Below are 23553 nucleotides of genomic sequence, written 5' to 3' on the forward strand. Positions count from 1 at the left end.
GGAAACCCGCGAGCGTGTCGCCCGTGCCGGTGGCGAGGCACCGCACGAGACCCGGGGCCTGCAGGCTGCCGACGAGGAGACCCGCAAGCGTGTCGCCCGTGCCGGCGGCGTGGCACCGCACGAGACCCGGGGCCTGCAGGCCGCAGACGAGGAGACCCGCAAGCGTGTTGCGAAGAAGGGTGGGGAAGCATCGGCAGGCGGGAAGAGAACTGCATAGCCGGCACCGGATACTGCATGGACACCCATTTCCGGACACCGGCATACACTGCCGGTTCTCATGGTACCAGGTGTGTCTCACCCGGGAGATTGTTTCGCCATTCCCCGGAGCACTCCAGAGGTCCCGGTGATGCCGGATCTCCATGCCCCAAACTATTGCAAGATTAATATATTGTAGTGGGAATGGGAGCCGGCGTCATGGAGGTGACAGTTGTGGCTCAGCAGCGAGAGAGTGTCAGTCCGGCATATGTCCAGAAGTTCCTTTCCGGGATGGACTATCCTGCAAGCAAGCAGGAGATTATAGACCACGCAAAGAAGAACAACTCTGCCGCGGATGTCAGTTCAGGAATCGGCCAGGTCAAGTAAGCGCACAGAGCGGGTGAGCGGTGAATGCAGCAGCTGCGCCTCTTCCCGCCCATCTGTGCCGATCATCTTCTCTTCTGCATCGTTATCGAGAACGAATCCTCATAATACCGGCAGGCAGCCTGCCCCTCTGCAGCGTCGATCGGCAGTATAACGACCGTGCCGAGCTCTTCAATGAGCTTGACCGGGTTCACCGGGCGTGAGCGGCAACCGGCGGCGGCAGCAGTCCGAACCGGAGAAGCGCGGAACGGGTATGCCGGGCAGGGGGTATATCCCCTGGCGACCCGGCGAGCGTGCGGGAGAGGCGGTACAGATCTTCCGGCGTATCGATATCGTACCACGGTTCAAGAAGGGATACCGTCGCCCCGAGTCCCCCGGCACGGGCGCAGGTGCACGCGGCAACACGCCCGGTACTCCACGGGATATCGGCAAAGAGACCGGGGATCGATCTTCGCATTCCTATGAGATAGTAGCCTCCGTCGGTCGACGGGCCAAGAACCAGATCAGCGTCGACAAGCCTCCTGAACGCACGGTGAACGAACTCTACCGGGAGTGTCGGCGAATCGCTGCCGAGCAGCACCACCGCGGTCGCACCGAGCCCGAAGAGTGCCTCCGCTACGTGGGCGAGGCGGGTGCCGAGGTCCCCGGCGGGCTGGGCGATCAGCGCATACCCCTGCGGCACGATCACGGAGAAGTAGGGCTCCGCGTCCCGCGGGGTGTAGGCGACGAACGGGGCGATGCCGCTCGCCCGGCCGAGTTGTTCGATCGAATCGAGCAGAAAACTTTCATAGAGCTCCGCCGCCTCGTCCGGAGAGAGCAGGGGTGCGAGGCGGGTCTTGACATAGCCAGGGTATGGCGCTTTGGCCATTATCGCGGCTGCCTGCATCAGGTTTTCCGCCCGATAAAACGCCCGCGGCCTACCTTCCCTTCATCGGCGGCTTTCCTCCAGAGCGCAAGTCCACGCTCCGCATCCCGGTAGACCTCTTTGCCAAAGAGGTCGACGATCTCGCCCTCGAGCTCGCCGGTGAGACTCGCATGGTAGCGGCGCATCTGCTTCGAAAAGTCTTCACTGAGATCTTCCCGCTCCGTCACGGTAAATCCGTTCCGTTGCAAGAGTTCGGTATATCCTTCGAGTGTCTCCATGTACGGGAATACCATGAAGGTATTGAGGGTCTGCCACTCCTCGGCGCTCATCGTCCCGGTCTGTATCCAGTCGGTGAAGGCGATGGTGCCCCCCGGTTTTGCCACCCGCCTGCATTCCTTCAGCAGACGTTCTTTATCGGTTACATAGCACCAGGAGTCCTGCCCCCAGACGATATCGAAGGTGCCTGCCCGAAAAGGCATATCAAGCGCGTTTCCGAGCCTGAAGGTGACGCGATCGCCGAGCCCTGCGATCCTCGTCCGCTCAACTGCTTTGGCGACCATCCGGGGCGTGATGTCAAGGCCCATCACCGTCGCACCATATCGTCGCGCAAGGTGCCTGGCAGGCCCTCCCTGGCCCGCAAGGACGTCGAGAACCCGGCTCTGTTCACCGACTCCCGCCATCTCTGCAAGAATCCGGGTCTCCTCCTCGCCGCCGACATGGATCTCTTCTCCCATCAGCATCTCCCAGAGCTGACCGACCGGCCCTTCATAGACGGTCATCACGTCACCGACGTTGATGTCCAGCATCGCCATTTGCTTTTTGCCTACGACATCACCCATACTTTTCGCCTCACAACGCTGCACGCCAGCATTTCGGGTCGGCGCCGCAGATATCTCCCGTCTCGTAGTACGCCAGTGCCCGGCACCCCCAGCAGACGGCACTCTGCTCGCACCAGGTGCAGGGGGAAGGATTCGCACCCGGCTGCCTCATCCGGGAGAAGAGCAACTCGTCCCGGTGCTCGTCCACGATCTTCCGTAGCGACCGCTCCCTGATATTGCCATACCCCTTTCTGATGACCGAACAGGGTGTGACATCGCCGTCCACCGTCACACAGACCATTCCGCCGCAGTAGAATTTGTTCACGTCCATCGTCCCGAGAGACCACGACGAGCCCGGGTAACAGATCCTATCCCGCTCCCTGCAGGCGTCGCGGATCTCTTCGAGGGCGGGTATCCACTCCGGGTGAACCTCTGCAAGACCGACAGCGCAGATCTGTGTCAGGCATATCTTCATTCCGAGGTCTTCACAGAAGTGTCGCATCGTCGCTTTCACGTCGTCGCCGGCCAGAGGGTGGGTGAAGGTGATGCAGTTGACAAGTTCGCTCGCGGGTTTTCCGAGAGCGAGAACGGTCTCGACACCGCGGGATATCGCCCGGATCTTCTCTTCCGCGTTCCCGGTATGCAGCTGACCGTATACCCCGGGATTCAGGCTGTCGAGATGCACGGAGATGAACCCGCCTTCCGTCATCTCGATTGCCCGGCGTGCAACGGCAGGGTCCGCAAGCGGCATCCCGCTCGTCCAGATGTTATTGACAAAACCGAGATCCGCGGCGTGAACCATCAGTTCATACCAGTCCGGCCGGCACAGCGGGTCTCCGCCGAGCCAGTCGATTGCTTTTACATCCATCGTTGCCGCAGCGTAGAGCACGGCGGAGATATCCTCCGCGGGAAGCTCATGCACGGGTGCACCGTCCGCCGATGCATAGCAGTAGCGGCAGCCCTGAGGGCATGAGTGATTCGATTCTATCTGGACGGAATAGACCATCTCTTCTTTAAAATAGCGCACCACCTCTTCGGCATCGAGGTGCAGACACCCGCAGGATACAGCCTCATCTTCGTCCCTCACCCTCTGCCGTACCTCATTCATGCCCTCTGGCCTCTGGAACACACTCAACCATGACCATTATCATATATGTTGGTGACGGTGATTCAGGTCGTGCGGGAGGATATGATATCGATAATCACGCCGGTACTGAACGAAGAGGGAACCCTTCCGGGGTATCTCTCCCACATCGACGGTCTTGCCGGGGATTTTGAGGTGATCGTTGTCGACGGTGGGAGCTCCGATGGGACGCTCCGGGATGCTACGGCTGCCGCATCGACACTTCGCCACCGGTTTTCGCTGCTCTCCTCGCCGAAGGGGAGAGGTGTCCAGATGAACGCCGGAGCAGAGCAGGCCGCAGGTTCGATCCTCCTCTTCCTGCACGCGGACTGCCGGATTCCACACGACTCACTGCAGGTTATCGAGCAGGCTTGTGCGGAGGCTGCCGTGATCGGCGGGGGGTTCTCACACTCCTTCGACTCAACCGACCCCTTTCTCCGTCTGACAAGCTTCGCCGGAAACATCCTCGCCCGGAGGAGAGGGATATTTTTCGGTGACTTCGGGATCTTCATCGAAAGGGAAGCCTTCTTCCGGATCGGCGGATATGAACCGCTCCTCTATCTTGAGGACTTCGCATTCTCCCGGGCGGCACGGCGGTATGGGCGACTCGTCCGGATTGACCGGACGATACGCGCCTCACCCCGGCGGTATGCCGCGGTCGGGAAGTACCGGCTCAGCGCTCTCTATCTTCTGGTGCTGCTCCTGAACGCCGTCGGAATCAGGCCTGAAAGCCTCGTCCGGTATATCGTTGAAAAGTAAAGAGTCCTTGTTGCAATCGGGTTTCCAATGGTACTGTATAATTCCAGGAGTACTGTATTTTTCCATTAAACCGGGATTTATTGAGGTAAATTTTCCTAAGTGCATTCAGAACTGCAAAAACATTTCCTAATGCTTAAATTCTCTTCTTAAAAATAAAGTATCCTGAAAGGAGTGTATGTTTTGACACCGTGGCAGCAGAGTATTCAGACCAAGCTGACGGTCAGCTTCATCGTCCTGATCCTTGTCATATCGGGACTTACGTTTGTGTTCACGTACGGAGAGACGAAATCGGCGCTCAAGGAGACGACGCAGGACGAGCTGAAAGCGCTCGCAGTGATCATCGCAACCCAGATTGACGGCGACGCGATGGCGGCGTTCCAGCCCGGCGACGAGGAGATGGCGGAGTTTATAGCCATTCGTGACCAGCTCGACACCATCCGGTCTTCAAACCCCGAGATTCTCTATCTCTATACGATGCGTTCGGTTGGGGATACCGTCGAGTTCGTCGTGGATGCCGACTACGGTATCGATGACGGGGCTGCGATCGGCGATCTCTACGATGAAGCGGGCTCCGACCTGCTCGCCGGATTTACCGCCCCCTCTGCAGACAGCGAGTTCACCACCGATCAGTGGGGCACCGTTCTTTCCGGGTACGCTCCCATTAAGGACTCGGCCGGCGCCGTCGTCGGGCTCGTGGGCGTCGACATGGACAGCTCCCGGGTGATCGACCGCCAGGACTTCATCGGAAACACCATCTTTGTGGTCATCGGCATAGCCATCCTCGTTGCCGGTGGGTTCATCGCCCTCTTCTCGAGGACGATCATCCGCGATATCAAGAAACTGAACGAAACGGCAAATGCGATCAGCATGGGCAACACCGACGTCTCCGTCGACGTCGAGCGGAAAGACGAGATCGGCGAGCTTGCGGAGTCCTTCGGCCGGATGGTAGCGAGCCTCAAGATCATGATGATGGATCCTGAGGACGGGACAAAATAGGAGGGTATGGATGAGCCAGCTCTCAGACGAGGTACTGAAAGTATCTCTTCAGTACCTCGGCCCGGCAGCCGAGCGATTTCTTGAACGGCAGACAAAGTCTCACTTAAACGGCCTTGCATTCACCGATCTGCAGAAATCGCATATCCCCGACCTGGCCACATGGGTCAGGACATCGGCGTCACTGATCATCGATAAGAAGAAAGCGGAAGAACTGGCAACGAGGATCACCCGGATGGGATGAGAGGGAGATCCTCTCCCTCTTCCATCATCGTGCGGCGACCGCCTCTTCTTCCCGCCGCCGCCCGAAGAGGCTGCGCAGCCTGTCGGTGATGCAGGCCTCAAAGATCGTCTCCACCCGTTCGTGCGCCTGGCCTATCCACATCATCACATCATCAGGCGCAATCTCTCCTTCTTCCGTCAGGTAGTAGTCTATGTTTAAGAGAAACGCATTCGTCCCGGGCGCCTCGGCGACTGCATCGGTGAGCTCCACCCGGCAGTTGTCCCGTCCCTCCTCGAACGAGAACTCCGCACCGGAGATGAACCCGACGGGGAGCCCCTTCAGCGTCTCGGGGAAGGTCGGGTAGAATGAGAAGTAGTCGCCAAGAGCGATCTCCTCCTCTGGAATCTCGATGGTGTTGATGTACCGGAGATTCAGCGTCCTGATCCCCGGGACACCGATGACGTCCCGGAAGCGGGAGTAGGCATTCTCGATCCGCGGGCGGAGTTCGTCCCAGTCCGCGTGGGGCTTCTGGCAGTTCACGGAGAAGAGCCGGGGTCCGACCTGGAGGGCACAGGTGCCGTCCTCGGTCGAGAGCATGGAGCGTTCGGTGACCAGGAGTTCTTCCCGAAGCCCTTCGGGACCGAGCATGACGACCACCTCGCGAACCCATCGCTGATCCCGCTTCGGATACGTACCCTTCATGTTTTCGAATAAAATTCCCGGGAATGTCATATCCCAGGGCATATCCAGCGGAAACCGGAATTCGCATACCGCCTCGGAGATGGGCGGGTTGGCATACACATTTCGTCTCATAATAGATCCCCCTTTCCGGAGTAAGATAGGGGATGACCTTAAGAAAGTAACGTGAGTGTGTGGGGAGAATGCCGGGCAGCAGCTGTGGGAGCATTTAAACGGTATGATCGTGAGAACCATGCGATGAACGACGAGGTCTTCCGGCAGACGGTTCATTTCCTGATGGGTGTACTCGGGGCTGCAATCCTCATCACCGTACAGCCGAGAACCGCCCTGATCTTCCTCGGCGTCGTTCTGTTCATCGGATTTGCCGTCCAGGACATCTTAACCCGCGGCTACAGGATCCCGGCGCTCGTCGTCCTTGTGGACGAGGCTGAACGACGGGGAAAAGTGCCGATGAAGGGCGGCATCGCCTACGCGATCAGTGCACTCCTCTGTTACACCGCCTTTGGTCCGTTCTATACCGCTATCGGTCTCGTCACCCTCGGGGTTCTCGACAGCGTCTCGACGCTCGTCGGCATCAGGGTCGGGAAGCACACGCTCTACCGGAAAAAATCGGTCGAAGGGACGCTTTCCGGGATTATTCTGACCTTTGCTATCTTAGCTTTCTTCATCCCGCCGTGGACGGCGCTCTTCGTCGCCGTTGTGGCAGGGGTCGTCGAGGCCTTCTCACCGATCGACGACAACCTGATCATCCCGCTGGCGACATGCATCGTCCTCGCGCTCTGCTGCTTTACAGTTTGATGCCTCTTTTCCGGAGTTCTTCCGACTTCTTCTTCGAACACTCCTCGCAACGGAACTCAGGCTCGTCATCTCCGCTCCGGTCGTAATTCTCAGCATGCACAAGCCGGTATCCACGCGCCACTCTGCCGCAGTCGACGCACCGGATCTCTTCCCTTACCTCCCACTGGGCGGCGAGCACCTGGGATGTGAAGATGAACCGATCGACCCAGAAGAATATGAGCCCGCCGATCAGGTTTGCAACGACAGTCGCCCACAGCGCTCCGATAGGAGCAAGGTAGTAGAGGACGAGGGCAAGGATTGGTGTCGAGAGCTGCCACCGGACAAGGTACAGCCCGTACCGCTTAAAATTGATCTGCACATATAAAAGTGCCAATATGATCTCTTAAAGGTGGGCATCGACCGGAAGATTCCATCCGGAATAGTTCCGGCATCTCTCGTGTTACCCGAGTACCATGATACGCCGCGTCAGACTCTTGTGGACCCGCTGGAGGTGGGTCTCGAGGACATCGAACTCCCGGGCTGCGATCGGTGTCACGTCCCGGTGGGTGACGACGACCGCCCGCCGGCCAGGCCGGAGGATACGCCGGATCTCAGCAAACGCCCCGGCGTAGAGGCTGTCCATGCTATCGGCCTGTATCCGCACCGACTGACCGTAGGGGAGGTCGGTCACCACGGCGTCTATCGAACTATCGGCGAAGGGCAACCTCGTCGCATCGGCAAGGATCACGGGTGCACGGGGAAGGTTTCTGCGGCACCCCTCGACCATCATCGGATCGAAGTCGCTGCCGACTGGCAGAACACCGATAGACTCCGCTTCGAGGAGAATGCCTCCGGTGCCGCAGAAGGGGTCGCAGAGGAGCTCGCCTTCCCGGACGAGAGAGAGGTTGACGATAGCCCGTGCCGTCCGGGGCATCATCACGCCCGGATGGAAAAACGGCCGCCGCATGGGATTGCGGTACTCGAATGCTCCCCGGTCGATCCGGTGTATCACCCGGCCGAAGTAACAGCGGTCGTCGGAGACGAGGGCACGATACTCCTCTTCGGGATGTCGGAGCGAGACCGGCCCTGTGATCATGCCGCCAATCATCCGTTCGAGCTCGAGCTGCGGGGTATCCATCCCGGCTCCATGCACCTTCTTCACCCTGCCGGCGAACGGCCGGTCGGTTCTCAGGGAGAGATCCCGCAGGAGGTCGGCGAGCGCCTCTTTCGTCGCCTCGCACTCGCCGAGATACTCGGAAACGACGTGCGTGAGTGCGAGCCGGGACGTTTTTCCCGGGTCGGGGCACTCGGCCACCGCCACCTGCGTCCGCCGGTCGAGCAGGGTGCCGACGCATGCAAGCTCCGCAACCGGGAGATCCGGGTGTTCGCCGGAGAGTTCGAAGAGGAGTTTCATCTCCTTATCTATTGGATTTGCGGCGCTATTAAACAGATATGTGATCGATGGATAGCAACGCGTATCGAAGCGATCCGGCGATCAGCAAGAAGAGCATCGGTATTGCAGAAGACCCGATGAGGAGCGGACTCTCACTTGACGGTCTCTTTCACTTTGTCGACGACGTCCTGGAAGAATCCCTTCTTATGAGATTTTTGGGGTCGTTTCCCCTCAATCTCAAGCAGTTTCTCGTAGAGTTCGCGCTGCTCCGCCGAGAGCGAACCCGGGATGACGATACCGACGCGGGCAATCAGGTCGCCGGGACGGCCGTGGCGGCGTATGCCTTCGCCCGGGATCTTCAGCCCGGTGCCGTGCTGCACGCCGGGGGGTATGGAGAGGTCGATGTTCCGCCCGTCGATTGTTCCGATCTCGACCTTCGAACCGAGCGCCGCCTGAGCGGCCGATATCGTGACAGGTGTCTCGAGATCGTATCCGCGGCGGACGAACCGCTTATGCGGCGCGACCTCGAGCTCGATATAGAGATCGCCGTTCGGCGCTCCGTAATCTCCTGCTTCGCCAAAGCCCTCCATCCGGAGGCGCATGCCGGTGTCGACACCCGGCGGAACGTTTACCGTGACTTTTCGGTGCACCTGCTGGCGGCCGCTTCCGCCGCATGCCCTGCACCGTTCTTCCGGTATCCTGCCGCGCCCGCCGCAGGCGGTGCAGGTGCTCATCCTGACGAACTGGCCGAAGATGGACTGGCTCATCTGCCGCATCTGCCCGGTCCCGCCACAGGTCGTACAGGTATTGAGTTTCTTCGTCTGGCTGCCCGTTCCGTCACAGTCGGGGCAGGGTTCCGAGTGGGTGAGGCCGACCTCTTTCTCGGTTCCGAGAGCCGCATCCTCAAGGGTTATCCGCATCTTCATGAGGAGATCGGCACCTGGCCGCGGGCCGGCACTGCGCCCCCCGCCGCCTCCGCCGCCGAAAAAGGTATCGAAGATATCCCCGAAGCCCGAGAAGTCGGCATTGAACCCACCGCCGTATCCGCCGCCCCCGGAGTACGACCCTTTTGATGCATGACTGAATGCATCGTGCCCCATATGGTCGTACTGGGCGCGTTTCTGCGAGTCCGACAGGACGCTGTAGGCCTCGTTGATCTTCTTGAACTTCTCTTCCGCTCCCGACTCTTTGCAGACGTCGGGGTGGTATTTGCGAGCGAGGTCTCGGTACGCCTTTTTGATCTCCTTCTCGTTTGCATCCCTGGCAACGCCGAGGATATCATAGTAGCTCTCCGGACCCATTGGACTCACTCTTTTACTTCGTACTCCGCATCAACCACATTCTCATCCTTCTGGCCTGCCTGCCCCTGAGATTGTGCCTGTGCCTGAGCCTGCTGGTACATCTTGGTCGTCACCGCATATACCGCTTCTGTGAGTTCGTCCATCTCCTTCCTGATGGCGTCGAGGTCGTCGCCGTCGAGCGCTTTCTTGAGTTTTTCGGCCGCATCCTCGATCTTCTGCTTGTCGGCAGCGTCGATCTGGTCGCCAGCCTCTTTCAGCGTCCGCTCGGCGGTGAAGACGGCGGAGTCGGCGGTGTTCCGCAGCTCGATCTCCTCGCGCTTCTTCCGATCCTCTTCCTCGTAGCTCTTTGCGTCGTTCATCATCCGCTGGATATCCGCCTCGCTCGGCCTCGAGTCCTGCGGCTTGATGGTGATCGACTGCTGGTTGCCGGTGCCGAGATCCTTCGCCGAGACGTGCACGATGCCGTTCGCGTCGATATCGAAGGTCACCTCGATCTGCGGGATGCCGCGCGGGGCAGGCGGAATACCGGTCAGCTGGAACCTGCCAAGAGAGAAGTTGTCCTTTGCAAGGGCACGCTCGCCCTGAGAGACATGGATCTCGACGCTTGTCTGTCCGTCCGCAGCGGTCGAGAAGATCTGGCTCTTCCGGGTCGGGATGGTGGTGTTCCGGTCGATGAGCTTTGTTGCGATGCCGCCGAGCGTCTCGATGCCGAGCGAGAGCGGCGTCACGTCGAGGAGGAGCACATCCTTCGTCTCGCCGGTGAGGACGCCTGCCTGGATCGCCGCACCGACGGCGACGCACTCGTCGGGGTTGATGCCCTTGTCGGGCTCCTTGCCGAGGATCTTCTTGACGGTCTCCTGCACGAGCGGCACACGGGTCGAGCCGCCGACGAGGAGGACGTGGTCTATCTCGTCCGGCTTGACCCTGGCATCAGCGAGCGCCTGCTTCACCGGGCCGACGGTCGACTCGACGAGGTCGCCGATGAGCTGCTCGAACTTCGCCCGTGAGAGGTCGATATCGAGGAACTTCGGCCCGCTCTCGCTCGTCGTGATGTAAGGCAGGTTGATCGTGGTCTTCTGAACGGTCGAGAGCTCGATCTTGGCATTCTCGGCAGCGTCCCGGAGGCGCTGCATGGCAACCTTGTCGTTGCGAAGGTCGATCCCTTCCTTTCTCTTGAACTCCTCGACCAGGTAGTCGGTGACTCTCTTATCGAAGTCGTCGCCGCCGAGGTGGTTGTTGCCGGCGGTCGACTTGACCTCAAAGACCCCGTCTCCGAGTGCGAGGATCGAGACGTCAAACGTACCGCCGCCGAGGTCGTAGACGAGCACGGTCGAGTCGCCCTCTTTGTCGATACCGTATGCAAGAGCGCTTGCCGTGGGCTCGTTGATGATCCGCAGCACCTCAAGACCGGCGACCGTCCCTGCATCCTTGGTTGCCTGGCGCTGAGCGTCGTTGAAGTAGGCGGGAACGGTGATGACGGCCTTCGCGATCTTCTCCCCGAGGTATGCCTCCGCATCGAGCTTCAGCTTCTGGAGCACCATCGCGGAGATCTCCTGCGGAGTGTAGGCCTTGTCGCCGACGGCGACCTTGTCGCTCGTGCCCATCTTCCGCTTGATCGAGCTGATCGTCCGGTCGGGGTTCGTAATAGCCTGGCGCTTCGCGACGCTGCCAACGAGGCGCTCGCCGTCTTTGGTGAAGGCGACGACCGACGGCGTTGTTCTGCCGCCTTCGGCGTTCGTAATGACGGTTGCCCGTCCGCCTTCCATGATAGCCATGCACGAATTCGTCGTTCCCAGATCGATACCCAGAACTTTCTCAGAAACCATGTATTTACTCCTCCTTACCTCGTGATACTACGACTTTTGAACATCTGATGACCTTGTCTTTCATACAATACCCGCGAATAACCTCATCGATCACGGTTCCCTCTGTCGCATCCGCCGGGACGTATGCAACTGCTTCGTGCGCCCGGGGATCGAACGGCCGGTTGCAGCATTCGATCGGTGTGATCTCATGCCGCTGCAGAATCGCCGTGAAGAGTTTCTTGATCTGCTCGAGCCCCTCGCGGAGACTGGCATCGTCCGCAGCTGTGGCCCGCTCGAAGTTGTCGAGTACGTCGAGTAACTCTACTGCAAATGATTCGATAGCGAACGTCGTCCGGGTTTCAAGTTCCCGTGCCATCCTTCTCTGGTAGTTGTCAAAATCTGCTGCAAGCCGCAGGAAACGATCGTTGAGGTCATCGTATGCCTTCTGCAGCTCCTCGACCTCCGAAGAGCATGCCTCCGGCTCTCTCGTGAGGGTGGCATTTTCCGCTTCAGTCTGTCGTGGTTGTTCTTCAGTCATACGATTACCTCCATGGGATGCTGTATCTCGCGAAATAATTGGTATAGATAATTATTGTAATATGGTTCTATATATAACTTTCCTAGGATGCGGAAGAAATACTTCGCTAACGAGGTATTTTCGGATATCATCGTTAAATTGGAACTATTCGAGAGATGATAACCGCCTTTCGGCGCCGGGAGCACCGGCCGGCGGTCCGTCATATTCCTGCCTCTCGTTCACCGAAAGAAGCCTGCAGGCACGATGCCATAGCCGGGCGAAACCGGGTGTCCGGGTCTCCTCGCCAAGTATAAGAGTGTATCAAGCTCATATGTCCTCATGAAGTGGGCATTACTGTCTGTTTGGGACAAAACAGGCATTCTCGACCTCGCAAAGGCTCTGGTTGACGCAGACTACGGGATCTTAAGCTCGGGTGGAACGGGATCCGCCCTGCGGGAAGCAGGGATCCCCTATACCGACGTCTCGTCGTATACCGGGTCGCCGGAGATGATGCACGGACGGGTCAAGACGCTCCATCCGAAGGTGCACGGCGGGATCCTCGGGCGGCGAGGGGTCGACGATGCGGTGATGGAAGAACACGGCATCGAGCCGATCGATCTCGTGGTGGTCAACCTCTACCCCTTCGAGGAGATGAGCAGGCAGAATCTCAGCCTCAACGAGATGGTCGAGTACATCGATATCGGCGGCCCGGCGATGATCCGGGCGGCGGCGAAGAACCATAAGGATGTAGCGGTCATCGTCGACCCGTCCGACTACGGCATGGCGATCGAGGCCGTCCGGAGAGGAGGGTTCACTGCTGAAGAACAGCAGCAGCTCGCCGCCACGGCGTTTGCCCGGACGGCAGCGTATGACGGTGCCATCACGAATTACTTAACCTCTATCGACCGGCCGTTCCCCGAGGTCCTCACCGTCCAGTTCCGGAACGGGAGGGCGCTGCGCTACGGCGAGAACCCCCACCAGACGGCTGCCGTCTACGGCGATCTCGGCATCGCCGCAGAGCAGCCGCTCCAGGGCAAGCAGATGTCCTACAACAACTACCTCGACGTTCATGCCGCGGTCGGCCTGCTGCGGGAGTTCGACGACTGCGCCGTGGTCATCGTCAAGCATAACAACCCCTGCGGCGTGGCTACGGGCGATCGGCCTCTCGAGACGTACATCGCTGCCCGGGATGTCGACCCGGTCTCGGCCTACGGCTCGATCGTCGCCCTGAACCGGGAGGTAACGGAGGATCTCGCCCGGGAGTTTACCGGGACATTTGTGGAAGTAGTGGTCGCCCCGTCCTACACTCCGGAGGCGCTCGAGATCATGAAGGCCAAGGAGAATATGCGGGTGCTCCGGCTGCCTTCGCCGGTGATGCAGGACGAGATCAGGAGCATCGACGGCGGCGCCCTGCTCCAGCGGACGGAAACCTGCCGCGAAGACTGGCGGGTCGTAAGCGAGCGGGAACCCGATGCCCACGAGATGCGGGCGATGCGCCTTGCCTGGAAGGTCTGCCAGCACACGAAGAGCAACGCCATCATATTTGCAGACGAGAAAGCGGTCATCGGCATCGGCGCCGGACAGATGAACCGGGTCGAATCCGCAGAGATCGCGGTCAGGAAGGCCCGGAGTTCTCTTGCCGGCTCGGCAGTCGCCTCGGATGCCTTCCTGCCGTTCCCCGATACTCTGGAAGTCGCGGCAGCGGCGGGGGCGACGGCGCTCGTCCAGCCGGGCGGCTCCATCCGGGATCAGGAGGTCATCGATGCGGCGAACCGGCTCAACATCGCGATGATCTTCACCGGCGTGCGCTACTTCCGCCACTAACATCCTTTTTTCCTCTATCGCCGTGCCTTTCCGGCGCTATCCTCGGGAAACCGGATCTCATGTTCAGGCGGGCCGCCGCCGCGGAAGGCTATTCTGCCCCTTATAGGCCGTAAAATCCCTTTATGTCCACAGGGAAATTCCTGATCCCAGGAATACATTTCAAAACGCATTTATATCGCTATTCTCCCATTATCGATCAGGTGTTTAACCTATGGACTACGGAGAGATGCTGAGCGATTCGTTCGGCTATGCAAAGGACGCCGTCTGGGGCAAGTGGAGCCGGTGGGTTCTGCTTGTCATCAGTACGATCGTCTTCCCGCTCATTATGGGATATACCGTCCGCATTTACAGCGGCGCAAAACCGGCTCCTGAACTGGAAAACTGGGGAGAGCTCTTCATCAACGGTCTGAAGCTCTTCGTCATCGGCATCATCTATGCCATCCCGATCTTCGTCATCGCGGTTATCGCCCTCATACCGGCGATGATGCTGGCGAACGGCAACCCGGCCGCCGCCATCGGGTCGGCCGGTCTCGGCCTGCTGGTCATGATCGTCGTCGCGATCATCATCTCGCTGATCTCGGCGATCGGTGTCATCCGGTTCGCACAAAAGGGCAGTATGGGTCAGGCGTTTGCCTTCGGAGCCATCCTCGGGCACATCGGCAGGATCGGCTGGGGAAGTTACATCATCGCCCTGATCATCCTCTGGGTCGTCGGTGCCGTCTTCGGCATTATCGTCACGGTGCTCAGCGCGATTCCGCTCATCGGCTGGCTGATCATGCTCTTCCTCTACCCGCCCTGGATCGTCTTCGCAGCACGCTACATGACGCTGATCTACGAGAGCGCTCCGGCACCGGCATAGATCGGCACCACTCTTTTTCTCCGGTACAGGTAAGTCGGCGTGTGTTGCGTTCTCCCCAATATCCGTCCGGGGATCTTTTGAAACCAGAATATTCCCGATTTCGTGTGTCTTTTTGCCCATAGAAGATCTCTGACGGCGCGAATCCTTTAAAAACGTATATATAGTGCAATTTTCCCACTATCACACAGGTGATTACCTTTATGGATTACGGTAACGTCATCGGTCAGTCGATCGATTATGCAAAAGAAGGTCTCGTCGGTAAATGGGGACGCTGGATAATCCTGATCGTCCTCTCGCTCATTCAGATCTTCACACTCTTCCTCGTCCCGCTCTACACCGGATACATGGTCAGGGTATACGGCGGAGCAAAACCTGCTCCGGAAGTCGACCAGTGGGGGAAACTCTTCGTCGACGGGTGGAAGCTGAATATCATCGGCCTCATCTACATGATCCCGGTGCTCATCGTTCTCTTCATCTTCGGCGGTTTCGCCGCACTCAGCGCCATCGCATCGGAGACAGCAGGCGGTGACCCCTCGGCAGCAGCAGCTGCAGTAGCGAGTCTCCTCGGCGGTATCCTGGTTGCAATCATTGTTGCGGTTATCATCTCGTTCATCGCAACCTTCGGTATGCTGCGGTTCGCCCACACGGAGAGCTTCGTCCAGGCCTTCAATTTCAGCGCCATCCTCGAGCACATCGGGAAGATTGGCTGGGGATCCTGGATCATTGCAGTCATTATCCTCTTCGTCCTCTCATTCATCTATGGCCTTATCGCCGGAATTCTCAGCATGATTCCGATCATCGGGTGGATCATCGAGCTCTTCCTCGCCGTGGCGTTCTCCGTCTTCATGGCACGCTACTTTGCTATCGTCTACGAGAGCGAGCCCGCACCGGCATAACCCCTTCACACACCATTCTTTTCGGCGCGGGATACGCGATTCATCAAAAAACTCGTAAAAGCAGACCGGATCTTTCAGCGGAAGTATAAGGAAGTCCGGTTAGCCTATAGCAGGTATAAATAGTTGTTTATCTCATATCCGAGATGGTTACCTATGCATTTCACAAATATGGTTGAAGACTCCTTTGCATATGCAAAAGGGGCAGTAGTGGGCGAATGGATGCGGTGGGTGCTCCTCGTCGTCAGTACGATTATCTTCCCGCTCATTATGGGGTACGTCGTACGGATCTACAGCGGCAAAGAGCCTGCTCCCGAACTCGAAGACTGGGGCAGCCTCTTCATCGACGGGATCAAACTCTTCATCATCGGTCTTATCTACTCCATCCCGGTTATCCTGGTATTCCTTCTCTTCATGGGCGGGTCGATCGCCCTCTTCTCGACTGGGAGCAATGCAGCAGCTGCCGCCGGCCTCGGGAGTATGCTCCTTGGCATCGTCCTTATGATCGTCGTCAGCATCGTCATCTCGCTGATCGCTGCAATCGGCATGATCCGGTTTGCCCGGAAGGATAGCCTCGGCGAGGCCTTCAATGTCAGCGCAATTCTCGCCCACATCGGGAAGATCGGCTGGGGAAGCTACATCGCGGCACTGATCGTTCTCTGGCTGATCGGGATTGTCTTTGCGGTTATCGTAAGCATCCTCGGGATTATTCCGGTTATCGGCTGGCTGATTGCCCTCTTCCTCTACCCGGCGTTCATAATCTTCCAGGCACGGTACATGGTAACGATCTACGAGAGCGCTCCGGCACCGGCTTGATCTCGAGTCCCTTCATTTTTTACTCTGTTCTTCCCGTTACCCAAAGTATTATATAGGGGAGTGGAGAGCCTCTCCGATACGGGAGACGGCGACTATGGATATCGCAGCGATGCTTGGGAGCGCGTACGGGTATACGAAAGACGGGCTCTTTGGGAAATGGGGTAAATGGATACTTCTCGCGATCGGGACGATCATCTTTCCGTTTATCCTCGGGTATATGTTCAGGATCTTTCGGGGGGTAAAGCCTGCACCCGAACTTACCGACTGGGTGGGCCTGTTCATCGACGGTCTGAAGCTCTTTGTCCTCGGGATCATCTACTTCATACCGGTCTGGATCGTGATGGCACTCTTCTTCGGAGGAGCATACGCTACCGTTGCCGATCTCTTCCGTGCAGGCGATCCGATCGCACTCGCGAATGCGATACTGAGCGCGCTTGCCGGCCTCGCAATCGGCATCATCCTCGTCATGATCCTGCAGATCGTCATTTACATCGTGCTCATCGTCGCGGCCGTCAGGTACGCGAGGACGAACAATATCGCGGAAGCCTTCAACTTCACCGCGATCTTCGAGCAGATCAACCGGATCGGGTGGGGGCAGTACATCCTTGCACTCATCGTCCTCTGGCTTGTCGGGGTCGTCTACTCCGTGATCGTCGGCATCATCGGCGTTATCCCGATCATCGGGTGGCTGATCGCTCTCTTCCTGTACCCTGCCTATCTCGTCTTCATCGCCCGGTACGTTACCCTCATCTATGACAGCGGCGGAGCAGAGCTCATATGATCACACTTTTTCCCGCCCGGGCACCCGGAAAAACCGTCGTGAACTGTTTATTTCCTCAGAAACCTCCCCATTGTTTTGGAAAACTATATTAAAGCCGAAACTAACTCTCTCATCAGATTAGAATCGGTGATACTCATGGAATTCGTATCAATGCTCAAGGACTCGTACGAGTATACAAAAGATGCTCTCTGGGGTCACTGGGGAAGGTGGCTCATCCTCCTCATCTCGACGATCGTCTTCCCGCTGATCTACGGCTATACCGTCCGGATCATGCGCGGCACGAAACCTGCTCCCGAGACAGACAATCTCGTTTCGATGTTCATCGAAGGCATTGTCCTCCTCGTGGTCTATATCGTCTACGCTATCCCTATCTACCTGATCGCCTTTATCTCCCTGGCGCTGTATTTCATCCCGGCATCGGTCACGAGCGGGCCTGCCATGACCGGTGACCCGGTAGGTTCCGCCGGTCTCCCGTTCGGAGCTCTCGTTGCGGTCATCCTGATGATCGTCATCGTCCTTCTTGCGATCGCGATCAGTCTTATGGCCAACTTCGGCGGCATCCGGTACGCCCGTACCGGCAGATTCGGCGAGGCGTTCAACCTCCGCGCCATCACCCGGCATATCGGCGAGATCGGATGGCTCTCCTACTTCGTCGCCCTCGTCATCCTCGGGATAGTCGTCGCGGTCATCGAGTTCGTCCTGCTTCTGATCCCGATCCTCGGCATTCTGCTGCTCTTCATACTGGCACCGGCGTTTGTCGTCTTCTCCTACCGGTACATCACTCTGATCTACGACAGCGCTCCTGCACCGGCGTAAACCCCGTTTTCCTTTTTTTCTCCGGGCGGGCGGGGGCTCAACATTTAAGTATATCTCCGGCGCATCTATTCCTGGTGACAACCGACCATGAGTGATTGTTTTATTGGGTGAATCGAAGCTACACGGATCGTTTGACCGTAAGGATTCATCAGGAAAGAGGATTCGCTTTTTTGACACCACACTACGTGATGGTGAACAGACCCCGGGCGTATCGCTGACCCCGGCAGAGAAACTCGAGATCGCATCGCACCTCTCCGATATCGGCGTCGACGTCATCGAGGCAGGCTCCGCAGCCGCATCCGTCGGCGAACGCGAGGCAATACGGCTTATCTCCGACGCAGGCCTTGCCGCCGAATGCTGCACCTATGTACGGGCGCTTGCTCAGGATATCGATCTCGCCGCCGACTACGGTGCGGATTCGGTACACCTCGTCGTCCCGGTGAGCGACCTGCATATCGAGAAGAAACTCCGGAAAACCCGGGAGCAGGTCTGCGAGATGGCCTGGAACACCGTCGAGTATGCGAAGAGCCGCGGGCTTATCGTCGAACTCAGCGGTGAAGATGCGTCGAGGGCAGACCAGCAATTTCTCCGGGAGCTCTTCCGGGAAGGCATCGAGCGTGGGGCCGACCGGCTCTGCTTCTGCGACACCGTCGGCCTCCTGACACCCGAACGGGCTGCCGGGGTGATACCGCCGCTCTGCATGGCGCCCCTGTCAATCCACTGCCACGACGACCTCGGGTTTGCGCTCGCGACCACCGTCGCAGCACTCCGTGCCGGGGCGACGTGCGCTCACACGACCGTCAACGGCCTCGGTGAGCGGGCGGGGAACACGGCGTTTGAAGAGCTCGTGATGTCGCTCGAGGTGCTCTATGGGAGGCGAACCGGTATCGAGACCGGAAAACTCTACCAGCTCTCGACCGTCGTCTCCCGGCTGACCGGGGTTCCGCTTGCCACGAACAAGCCGATCGTCGGCGAGATGGCCTTCACGCACGAGAGCGGCATCCATGCCCACGGGATAATGCGGGATGCGACCACGTACGAGTCGATAAAACCCGAAGATGTCGGCCGCAAAAGGCGGATCGTCCTCGGGAAGCACTCGGGATCGGCGGCCGTCGAGACCGCCCTTCACGAGATGGGCTACCACCCGGACCCGCACCAGCTCGCGGAGATCGTCGGTCGAATCAAGCAGCTCGGCGACGCCGGGAAACGGATCACCGACGCCGATATGATGACGATCGCCGATGCCGTCTTCGAGATCGAGTATACGCCGGCGATCGAGCTGCGCCAGTTCACGATCGTCTCCGGGAGCAACGCGATGCCGACCGCATCGGTGACACTGCTCGTACAGGGCGAAGAGATCACCGGCGCCGCGACCGGGAACGGCCCCGTCGATGCAGCCATCCGGGCACTGCAGCGGTCGGTCGCCGCCGTCGGCACGGTCAGGCTCGAACAGTACCATGTCGACGCGATCGTCGGCGGCACGGACGCCCTCGTCGACGTGACGGTGAAACTCTCGAAAGATGGAAAGACCGTGACCAGCCGTGGTGCCCGGACGGATATCATCACGGCGAGCGTCGAAGCAGTTATCGCAGGTATGAACAGACTACTACGGGAAGAGCATGAAAACCGGAGCGAAGATACTGATTGAAGCGCTGCAGCGCGAAGGGGTGGATACCATATTCGGCTACCCCGGCGGCTCGGTGCTGCCGATCTATGACGAGCTCTACGACTCGTCGATCCGGCACATTCTGGTGAGGCACGAACAGGCAGCGGCACATGCAGCCGACGGGTATGCACGCGCAAGCGGCCGGGTAGGTGTATGCCTCGCCACCTCCGGTCCGGGTGCATGCAACCTCGTGACCGGTATCGCTACGGCGTATATGGACTCCGTCCCCGTCGTCGCGCTTACCGGTCAGGTTCCGACGGGGATGCTCGGCAACGACGCGTTCCAGGAGTCGGATATCACCGGAATCACCATGCCGGTCACGAAACACAACTACCTGGTGAAAAACGGTGCCGACCTCGCCGGCGTGATCCGGGAGGCGTTCTACGTCGCCGGAACCGGCAGGCCAGGGCCGGTCCTCGTCGATCTCCCGAAAGACGTTACCACAAATCAGGTCACGGCCGAGAGGCCGCTGCCTCCGGAGATATGCCTCCGCGGCTACCAGCCCACGTACCAGGGACATGTCCGGCAGATCGACAAAGCCCTCTCCCTGATAGCGGAGGCTGCACGGCCTGTCATCTACGCAGGCGGCGGTGTCGTCCTCTCAAACGCCTCGGCCGAACTCGTGGCGTTCGCGGAACGGGCGGCGATCCCGGTGACCACCACCCTGATGGGGCTCGGTTGTGTTCCCTGCGACCACCCGCTGAACCTCGGAATGCTCGGGATGCACGGAACTCCTGCAGCCAACTATGCCATCACCGAATGCGACCTTCTCCTCGCCGTCGGCGTCCGTTTCGACGACCGGGTGACCGGAAAGATCGAGGCGTTCGCCCCGAACGCGACGATCGTTCACATCGATATCGATCCCGCCGAGATCGGGAAGAACAAGCCCGTCGACGTTCCGATCGTCGGCGATGTCCGGATGGTCCTCCAGGCGATGCTCGAGCGGATGCAGAAGCACGGTGAGACGAACGGGTGGCGAACCCGGGTTGCGGACTGGAAGAAACGCTATCCGATCGGGTTCCCCGACGACGACAATCTCCGGCCGCAGTATATCATCCGCCAGCTCTCCGATATCCTGAAAGGAGAGGGGATAGTCGTCAGCGAGGTCGGGCAGAACCAGATGTGGACGGCGCTTCACTACTGCTTCACAAAACCGCGGACCTGGCTCACCTCCGGCGGGCTCGGCACGATGGGCTACGGCTTTCCCGCCGCAATCGGTGCGCATTACGCCCGCCCGGATATGCCCGTCGTCGATATCGCCGGCGACGGCAGTTTCCAGATGAACATCCAGGAGCTCGGGACGGTCGCCCAGTACGACATCCCGGTGAAGGTCGTCGTCTTAAACAACATGTACCTCGGGATGGTGCGGCAGTGGCAGGAGCTCTTCTACGACCGCCGCTACTCATACACGGAGCTGCCGCCAGTCGATTTCGTCAAGATAGCACAGGCATACGGCATCGACGGCATCAGGGTCGAAGAGAAGGAGGCCGTCCGCGAGGCGCTTGAGACGGCGCTTACGACCGACGGCCCGTTCGTCCTCGACTTCCGGATCGAACGCGAGGAGAACGTATTCCCGATGGCACCTGCAGGAGCTGCCATCAACGAGATGATCGGGGTGCACCGGAAATGAAGTCGCATACACTCAGCGTGCTCGTCGAGAACCGGGCAGGCGTCCTCTCCCGCGTCGCCGGGATGTTCTCACGGCGGGGCTTCAACATCGAGAGCCTTGCCGTTGGGACCTGCGAAGAGCCGAATATGAGCCGGATCACCATCGTCGTGAACGGCGACGACGTCCAGATAGAGCAGGTGATGAAGCAGGCGAACAAGCTCATCGAGGTGATCAAGGTCTCCGATATCACCGAACGCGAGAGCGTCGACCGGGAGCTCGCCCTGATCAAAGTGGCCGCAGAACCGGGCACGTCCCGTGCGGAGATCATGCAGATAGCCGATATCTTCCGGGCGCAGATCGTCGATGTCGGCACGAAGACGCTGCTCCTGCAGGTCGTCGGCAATACCAGCAAGATCGATGCGCTCGAGACGCTGCTGCGCCAGTACGGTATCAAAGAGCTCGTCAGGACGGGCAAAATCGCCATGCTCCGCGGCTCAAAGACCGTCAAGAGCGCAAAATAATAAAGTCCCCCCACTCTTTTCTCCCGATGCCGTCCAGGTGCCGGCGTGTAAGCGGAACGATCATGTTAATATGTAGCATGCTAACATATAGCGCAGTATGATTCTTGGTCTTCCTCTCGAGACGGTTCTCGCGGTAAGCGGAGCATTCGTCGCCTTGACCGTCCTGCTCTTCCTCTGGGGGCTGAATTTTAAGGAGGCGGGGTGCTGATGATCGATCCGATAACCCTCGGGCTGATAGCACTCTACTTCATCATCCTGATTGGCATCGGCAGCTGGGCATCAGGGAAGATCCATAACACCGAGGACTACATTCTTGCAGGCAGGTCGCTCGGGTTCTGGGTCTTCACCATTCTTATCGTCTGCTCCATCTGCAGCGGAATGACCCTTCTCGGGGTCAGCGGGTTCGGATTTGCATCAGGATGGCCGGGGATCTGGGAACAGATCTTCGTCCCGCTTGCTGCAGCCTTCTGTATCATCGCCTTCGGCGTCAAGCTCCACCATGTCGGAAAATCCCACGGATACCTCACCGTACAGGACTACCTCGCCCATCGGTTCGAAAGTCCAGGGGCGCTCCGCGGGCTTTCCGCCGTTGCCGGCATCGTCGTCTCGCTCATCTACCTGATCGGCCAGTACACGGCGATCAGTATCGTCCTCGTCTGGCTTTTTGAGATCCCGCATACCTGGGCGCTTATCATCTCCGGCGTTATCATCACCGCCTACACGGTCGTCGGAGGACTCTACGCCGTCTCCTGGACGACCCTGGTGCAGGGCGGCATCCTGATCATCGGGGTCGTCGTGATGGCGCCGCTCGTGGTGCTCGCCGCAGGGGGGCTTGAGCATATCAACGTGGTGCTTGCCGGCGTCGATCCGAACTTCGTCCAGCCCTGGTACCCGTCGCCGGCCTACGCACCCTACGCCTACGCCACGCCGGAGTTCCTCTTCTCGTTCGGGATTCTGTTGACCGTCGGGCTTGCCTGTGCGCCCCACGTCATCAACAACGTTCTCGCAGCAAAAGAGGATAAGTACTTCCGGTGGGCGCCGCTCGTCGCCTTCGTCATCTACGCCGTCGTCATGTTCCTTGTGAAGTTCGCCGGGTTTGCAGTCCGCTCCCTCGTCGAAGAAGGAACGATAGTGCTCCCGAACACGGTCAACGCCCAGGACTTCGCGTTCATATCAGGCGTGGAGTTTGCGATGCCGAGTGTTGCGCTATGGGCGCTCTTCGCCGTCATCGTCCTTGCAGCCGTCATGTCCACGACCGACCGCCTGATGCTGACCGTCGGGACGATGTTTGCCTGGGACATCTACAAGAATATCCTCCGGCCGTCCGCACCCGACAAGGAGGTGCTCCTCGTCTCGAAGGTTGCCGTCATCATCGCAGCAGGCGGAACCCTCTGGCTTGCTGTCAGCCCGCCGCCGATGCTGGCATGGCTGATCTGGATGGGAATCGGGGTCATGCTCGCAACCTTTGCAGTCCCGCTTCTGGCCGGTCTGTACTGGCGGGGCGCAACCGCACAGGGAGCCATCGCCAGCATGGCGCTCGGCCTCGTCTCCGCCGCCCTCTTCGGCTACTGGCACCAGTTCGTGGCGAAACTCCCCGTTCACTTCAGCCTCTACGCCCTGATTATTTCAATCGCGACCATGATCGTCGTCAGCCTGCTGACCCGGAAGAACAGCGATACCGTCCTTGAGGAGACCATGACCGGGTGGTTCATCCAGCCACGGCCCGCCGGCATTCCCCTCCCCTCCCCGGGACCTGCTGCCGTCTCCCGGATCGAACCTCTGCCGGAGCTCGATGAAGAGATCCGGGAGAGAGAATAAACACCACTTTTTTCCTACCGACAACTCCTTCATGCCAGCGGCACGACGCCCACTGCATCCCGAAAAGCCGCTTCCGGCCGTGCGGGAGAACGGCATGC

26 protein-coding genes are annotated in these 23553 nt (G+C 59.3%); 16 read left to right on the forward strand and 10 right to left on the reverse strand.

The features are described from left to right. On the forward strand, positions 1-217 hold a 217-nt coding region (locus tag ABH15_RS13695), incomplete at its 5' end, for a hypothetical protein (RefSeq protein WP_164913721.1). A 197-nt stretch (positions 218-414) separates the two neighbouring features. Beyond that, a complete protein-coding gene (locus ABH15_RS10215; protein ID WP_241648071.1) occupies positions 415-582 on the forward strand; it encodes a DUF2795 domain-containing protein in 168 nt (55 codons plus the stop codon). Positions 583-644: 62 nt separating this feature from the next. Here the strand turns inward: ABH15_RS10215 and ABH15_RS14085 are convergent, their stop codons facing one another. Genes ABH15_RS14085 through ABH15_RS10230 form a run of 4 tightly spaced genes read right to left on the reverse strand, consistent with a single transcriptional unit; the run spans position 645 to position 3349 of the window. After that, positions 645-773, reverse strand: coding sequence for a hypothetical protein (locus ABH15_RS14085; protein WP_277749829.1), 129 nt, complete (start codon positions 771-773; stop codon positions 645-647). Then, entirely contained in the window at positions 770-1447 is a 678-nt protein-coding gene (locus ABH15_RS10220) for a TIGR04282 family arsenosugar biosynthesis glycosyltransferase (protein WP_164913722.1), read from the reverse strand. Before ABH15_RS10220 ends, ABH15_RS14085 begins: the two co-directional genes overlap by 4 nt. A 17-nt stretch (positions 1448-1464) precedes the next feature. Further along, positions 1465-2283: a methyltransferase domain-containing protein gene (locus tag ABH15_RS10225; protein ID WP_241648072.1), complete on the reverse strand. Its 819-nt coding sequence runs from the start codon at positions 2281-2283 to the stop codon at positions 1465-1467. Between the two features lie 10 nt (positions 2284-2293). Further along, positions 2294-3349 carry a radical SAM/SPASM domain-containing protein gene (locus tag ABH15_RS10230; protein WP_164913723.1) on the reverse strand — a complete coding sequence of 352 codons (1056 nt, stop codon included), beginning with the start codon at positions 3347-3349 and terminating at the stop codon, positions 2294-2296. Between the two features lie 102 nt (positions 3350-3451). On the opposite strand from ABH15_RS10230, the gene ABH15_RS10235 reads away from it, so the two are divergent. From ABH15_RS10235 to ABH15_RS10245, 3 genes are all read left to right on the forward strand, one after another. Beyond that, on the forward strand, positions 3452-4144 hold the full coding sequence (locus ABH15_RS10235; protein ID WP_164913724.1) for a TIGR04283 family arsenosugar biosynthesis glycosyltransferase: 693 nt from the start codon (positions 3452-3454) through the stop codon (positions 4142-4144). A 180-nt stretch (positions 4145-4324) separates the two neighbouring features. Further along, the gene (locus ABH15_RS10240) at positions 4325-5140 is read left to right on the forward strand and encodes a HAMP domain-containing protein (protein WP_128694231.1); all 816 of its coding nucleotides are present in this window, start codon (positions 4325-4327) and stop codon (positions 5138-5140) included. 10 nt (positions 5141-5150) lie between these two features. Beyond that, positions 5151-5381 carry a hypothetical protein gene (locus ABH15_RS10245; RefSeq protein WP_128694232.1) on the forward strand — a complete coding sequence of 77 codons (231 nt, stop codon included), beginning with the start codon at positions 5151-5153 and terminating at the stop codon, positions 5379-5381. A gap of 24 nt (positions 5382-5405) precedes the next feature. On the opposite strand, the gene ABH15_RS10250 is transcribed toward ABH15_RS10245, so the two are convergent. Then, positions 5406-6173 carry a TIGR04255 family protein gene (locus ABH15_RS10250; protein ID WP_128694233.1) on the reverse strand — a complete coding sequence of 256 codons (768 nt, stop codon included), beginning with the start codon at positions 6171-6173 and terminating at the stop codon, positions 5406-5408. Between the two features lie 123 nt (positions 6174-6296). Between ABH15_RS10250 and ABH15_RS10255 the strand changes: the two genes are divergently transcribed. Continuing rightward, positions 6297-6857 carry a diacylglycerol/polyprenol kinase family protein gene (locus ABH15_RS10255; protein ID WP_128694234.1) on the forward strand — a complete coding sequence of 187 codons (561 nt, stop codon included), beginning with the start codon at positions 6297-6299 and terminating at the stop codon, positions 6855-6857. Here ABH15_RS10255 and ABH15_RS10260 read toward each other — a convergent pair. From ABH15_RS10260 to ABH15_RS10280, 5 genes are all read right to left on the reverse strand, one after another. Continuing rightward, on the reverse strand, positions 6847-7215 hold the full coding sequence (locus tag ABH15_RS10260) for a hypothetical protein (RefSeq protein ID WP_128694235.1): 369 nt from the start codon (positions 7213-7215) through the stop codon (positions 6847-6849). The genes ABH15_RS10255 and ABH15_RS10260 overlap by 11 nt on opposite strands. A gap of 81 nt (positions 7216-7296) precedes the next feature. Further along, a complete protein-coding gene (locus tag ABH15_RS10265) occupies positions 7297-8250 on the reverse strand; it encodes a methyltransferase domain-containing protein (RefSeq protein WP_128694236.1) in 954 nt (317 codons plus the stop codon). 131 nt (positions 8251-8381) lie between these two features. After that, a complete protein-coding gene (gene dnaJ, locus ABH15_RS10270; protein WP_128694360.1) occupies positions 8382-9530 on the reverse strand; it encodes a molecular chaperone DnaJ in 1149 nt (382 codons plus the stop codon). Between the two features lie 5 nt (positions 9531-9535). Continuing rightward, a complete protein-coding gene (dnaK, locus tag ABH15_RS10275) occupies positions 9536-11356 on the reverse strand; it encodes a molecular chaperone DnaK (protein ID WP_128694237.1) in 1821 nt (606 codons plus the stop codon). A 4-nt stretch (positions 11357-11360) separates the two neighbouring features. Further along, positions 11361-11873: a nucleotide exchange factor GrpE gene (locus tag ABH15_RS10280; protein WP_128694238.1), complete on the reverse strand. Its 513-nt coding sequence runs from the start codon at positions 11871-11873 to the stop codon at positions 11361-11363. Between the two features lie 318 nt (positions 11874-12191). On the opposite strand from ABH15_RS10280, the gene purH reads away from it, so the two are divergent. The 10 genes from purH (at position 12192) to ABH15_RS10330 (ending at position 23455) form a co-directional block, all read left to right on the forward strand. Beyond that, positions 12192-13676 carry a bifunctional phosphoribosylaminoimidazolecarboxamide formyltransferase/IMP cyclohydrolase gene (purH, locus tag ABH15_RS10285; protein ID WP_128694239.1) on the forward strand — a complete coding sequence of 495 codons (1485 nt, stop codon included), beginning with the start codon at positions 12192-12194 and terminating at the stop codon, positions 13674-13676. 211 nt (positions 13677-13887) lie between these two features. Next, complete coding sequence (locus ABH15_RS10290; RefSeq protein ID WP_128694240.1) at positions 13888-14535, forward strand: DUF4013 domain-containing protein; 648 nt, start codon at positions 13888-13890, stop codon at positions 14533-14535. Between the two features lie 188 nt (positions 14536-14723). Beyond that, positions 14724-15431, forward strand: a complete 708-nt coding sequence (locus ABH15_RS10295; protein WP_241648073.1) for a DUF4013 domain-containing protein — start codon at positions 14724-14726, stop codon at positions 15429-15431. A 153-nt stretch (positions 15432-15584) separates the two neighbouring features. After that, the gene (locus ABH15_RS10300; protein WP_128694241.1) at positions 15585-16244 is read left to right on the forward strand and encodes a DUF4013 domain-containing protein; all 660 of its coding nucleotides are present in this window, start codon (positions 15585-15587) and stop codon (positions 16242-16244) included. 94 nt (positions 16245-16338) lie between these two features. Next, entirely contained in the window at positions 16339-17025 is a 687-nt protein-coding gene (locus ABH15_RS10305) for a DUF4013 domain-containing protein (RefSeq protein ID WP_128694242.1), read from the forward strand. Positions 17026-17160: 135 nt separating this feature from the next. Then, entirely contained in the window at positions 17161-17841 is a 681-nt protein-coding gene (locus tag ABH15_RS10310; RefSeq protein WP_128694243.1) for a DUF4013 domain-containing protein, read from the forward strand. 103 nt (positions 17842-17944) lie between these two features. After that, positions 17945-19489 carry a 2-isopropylmalate synthase gene (locus ABH15_RS10315; RefSeq protein ID WP_338323530.1) on the forward strand — a complete coding sequence of 515 codons (1545 nt, stop codon included), beginning with the start codon at positions 17945-17947 and terminating at the stop codon, positions 19487-19489. Beyond that, positions 19461-21137 (forward strand): biosynthetic-type acetolactate synthase large subunit, encoded by a 1677-nt coding sequence (gene ilvB / locus ABH15_RS10320; RefSeq protein ID WP_128694244.1) that lies wholly within the window; start codon positions 19461-19463, stop codon positions 21135-21137. Before ABH15_RS10315 ends, ilvB begins: the two co-directional genes overlap by 29 nt. Beyond that, positions 21134-21637: an acetolactate synthase small subunit gene (gene ilvN, locus ABH15_RS10325; protein WP_128694245.1), complete on the forward strand. Its 504-nt coding sequence runs from the start codon at positions 21134-21136 to the stop codon at positions 21635-21637. The genes ilvB and ilvN overlap by 4 nt, the downstream gene beginning before the upstream one ends. A gap of 207 nt (positions 21638-21844) precedes the next feature. Next, positions 21845-23455 (forward strand): sodium:solute symporter family protein, encoded by a 1611-nt coding sequence (locus ABH15_RS10330; protein ID WP_128694246.1) that lies wholly within the window; start codon positions 21845-21847, stop codon positions 23453-23455. The last annotated feature ends 98 nt before the right edge of the window (positions 23456-23553 follow it).

This window comes from Methanoculleus taiwanensis (assembly GCF_004102725.1).
Taxonomy (GTDB): domain Archaea; phylum Halobacteriota; class Methanomicrobia; order Methanomicrobiales; family Methanoculleaceae; genus Methanoculleus_A; species Methanoculleus_A taiwanensis.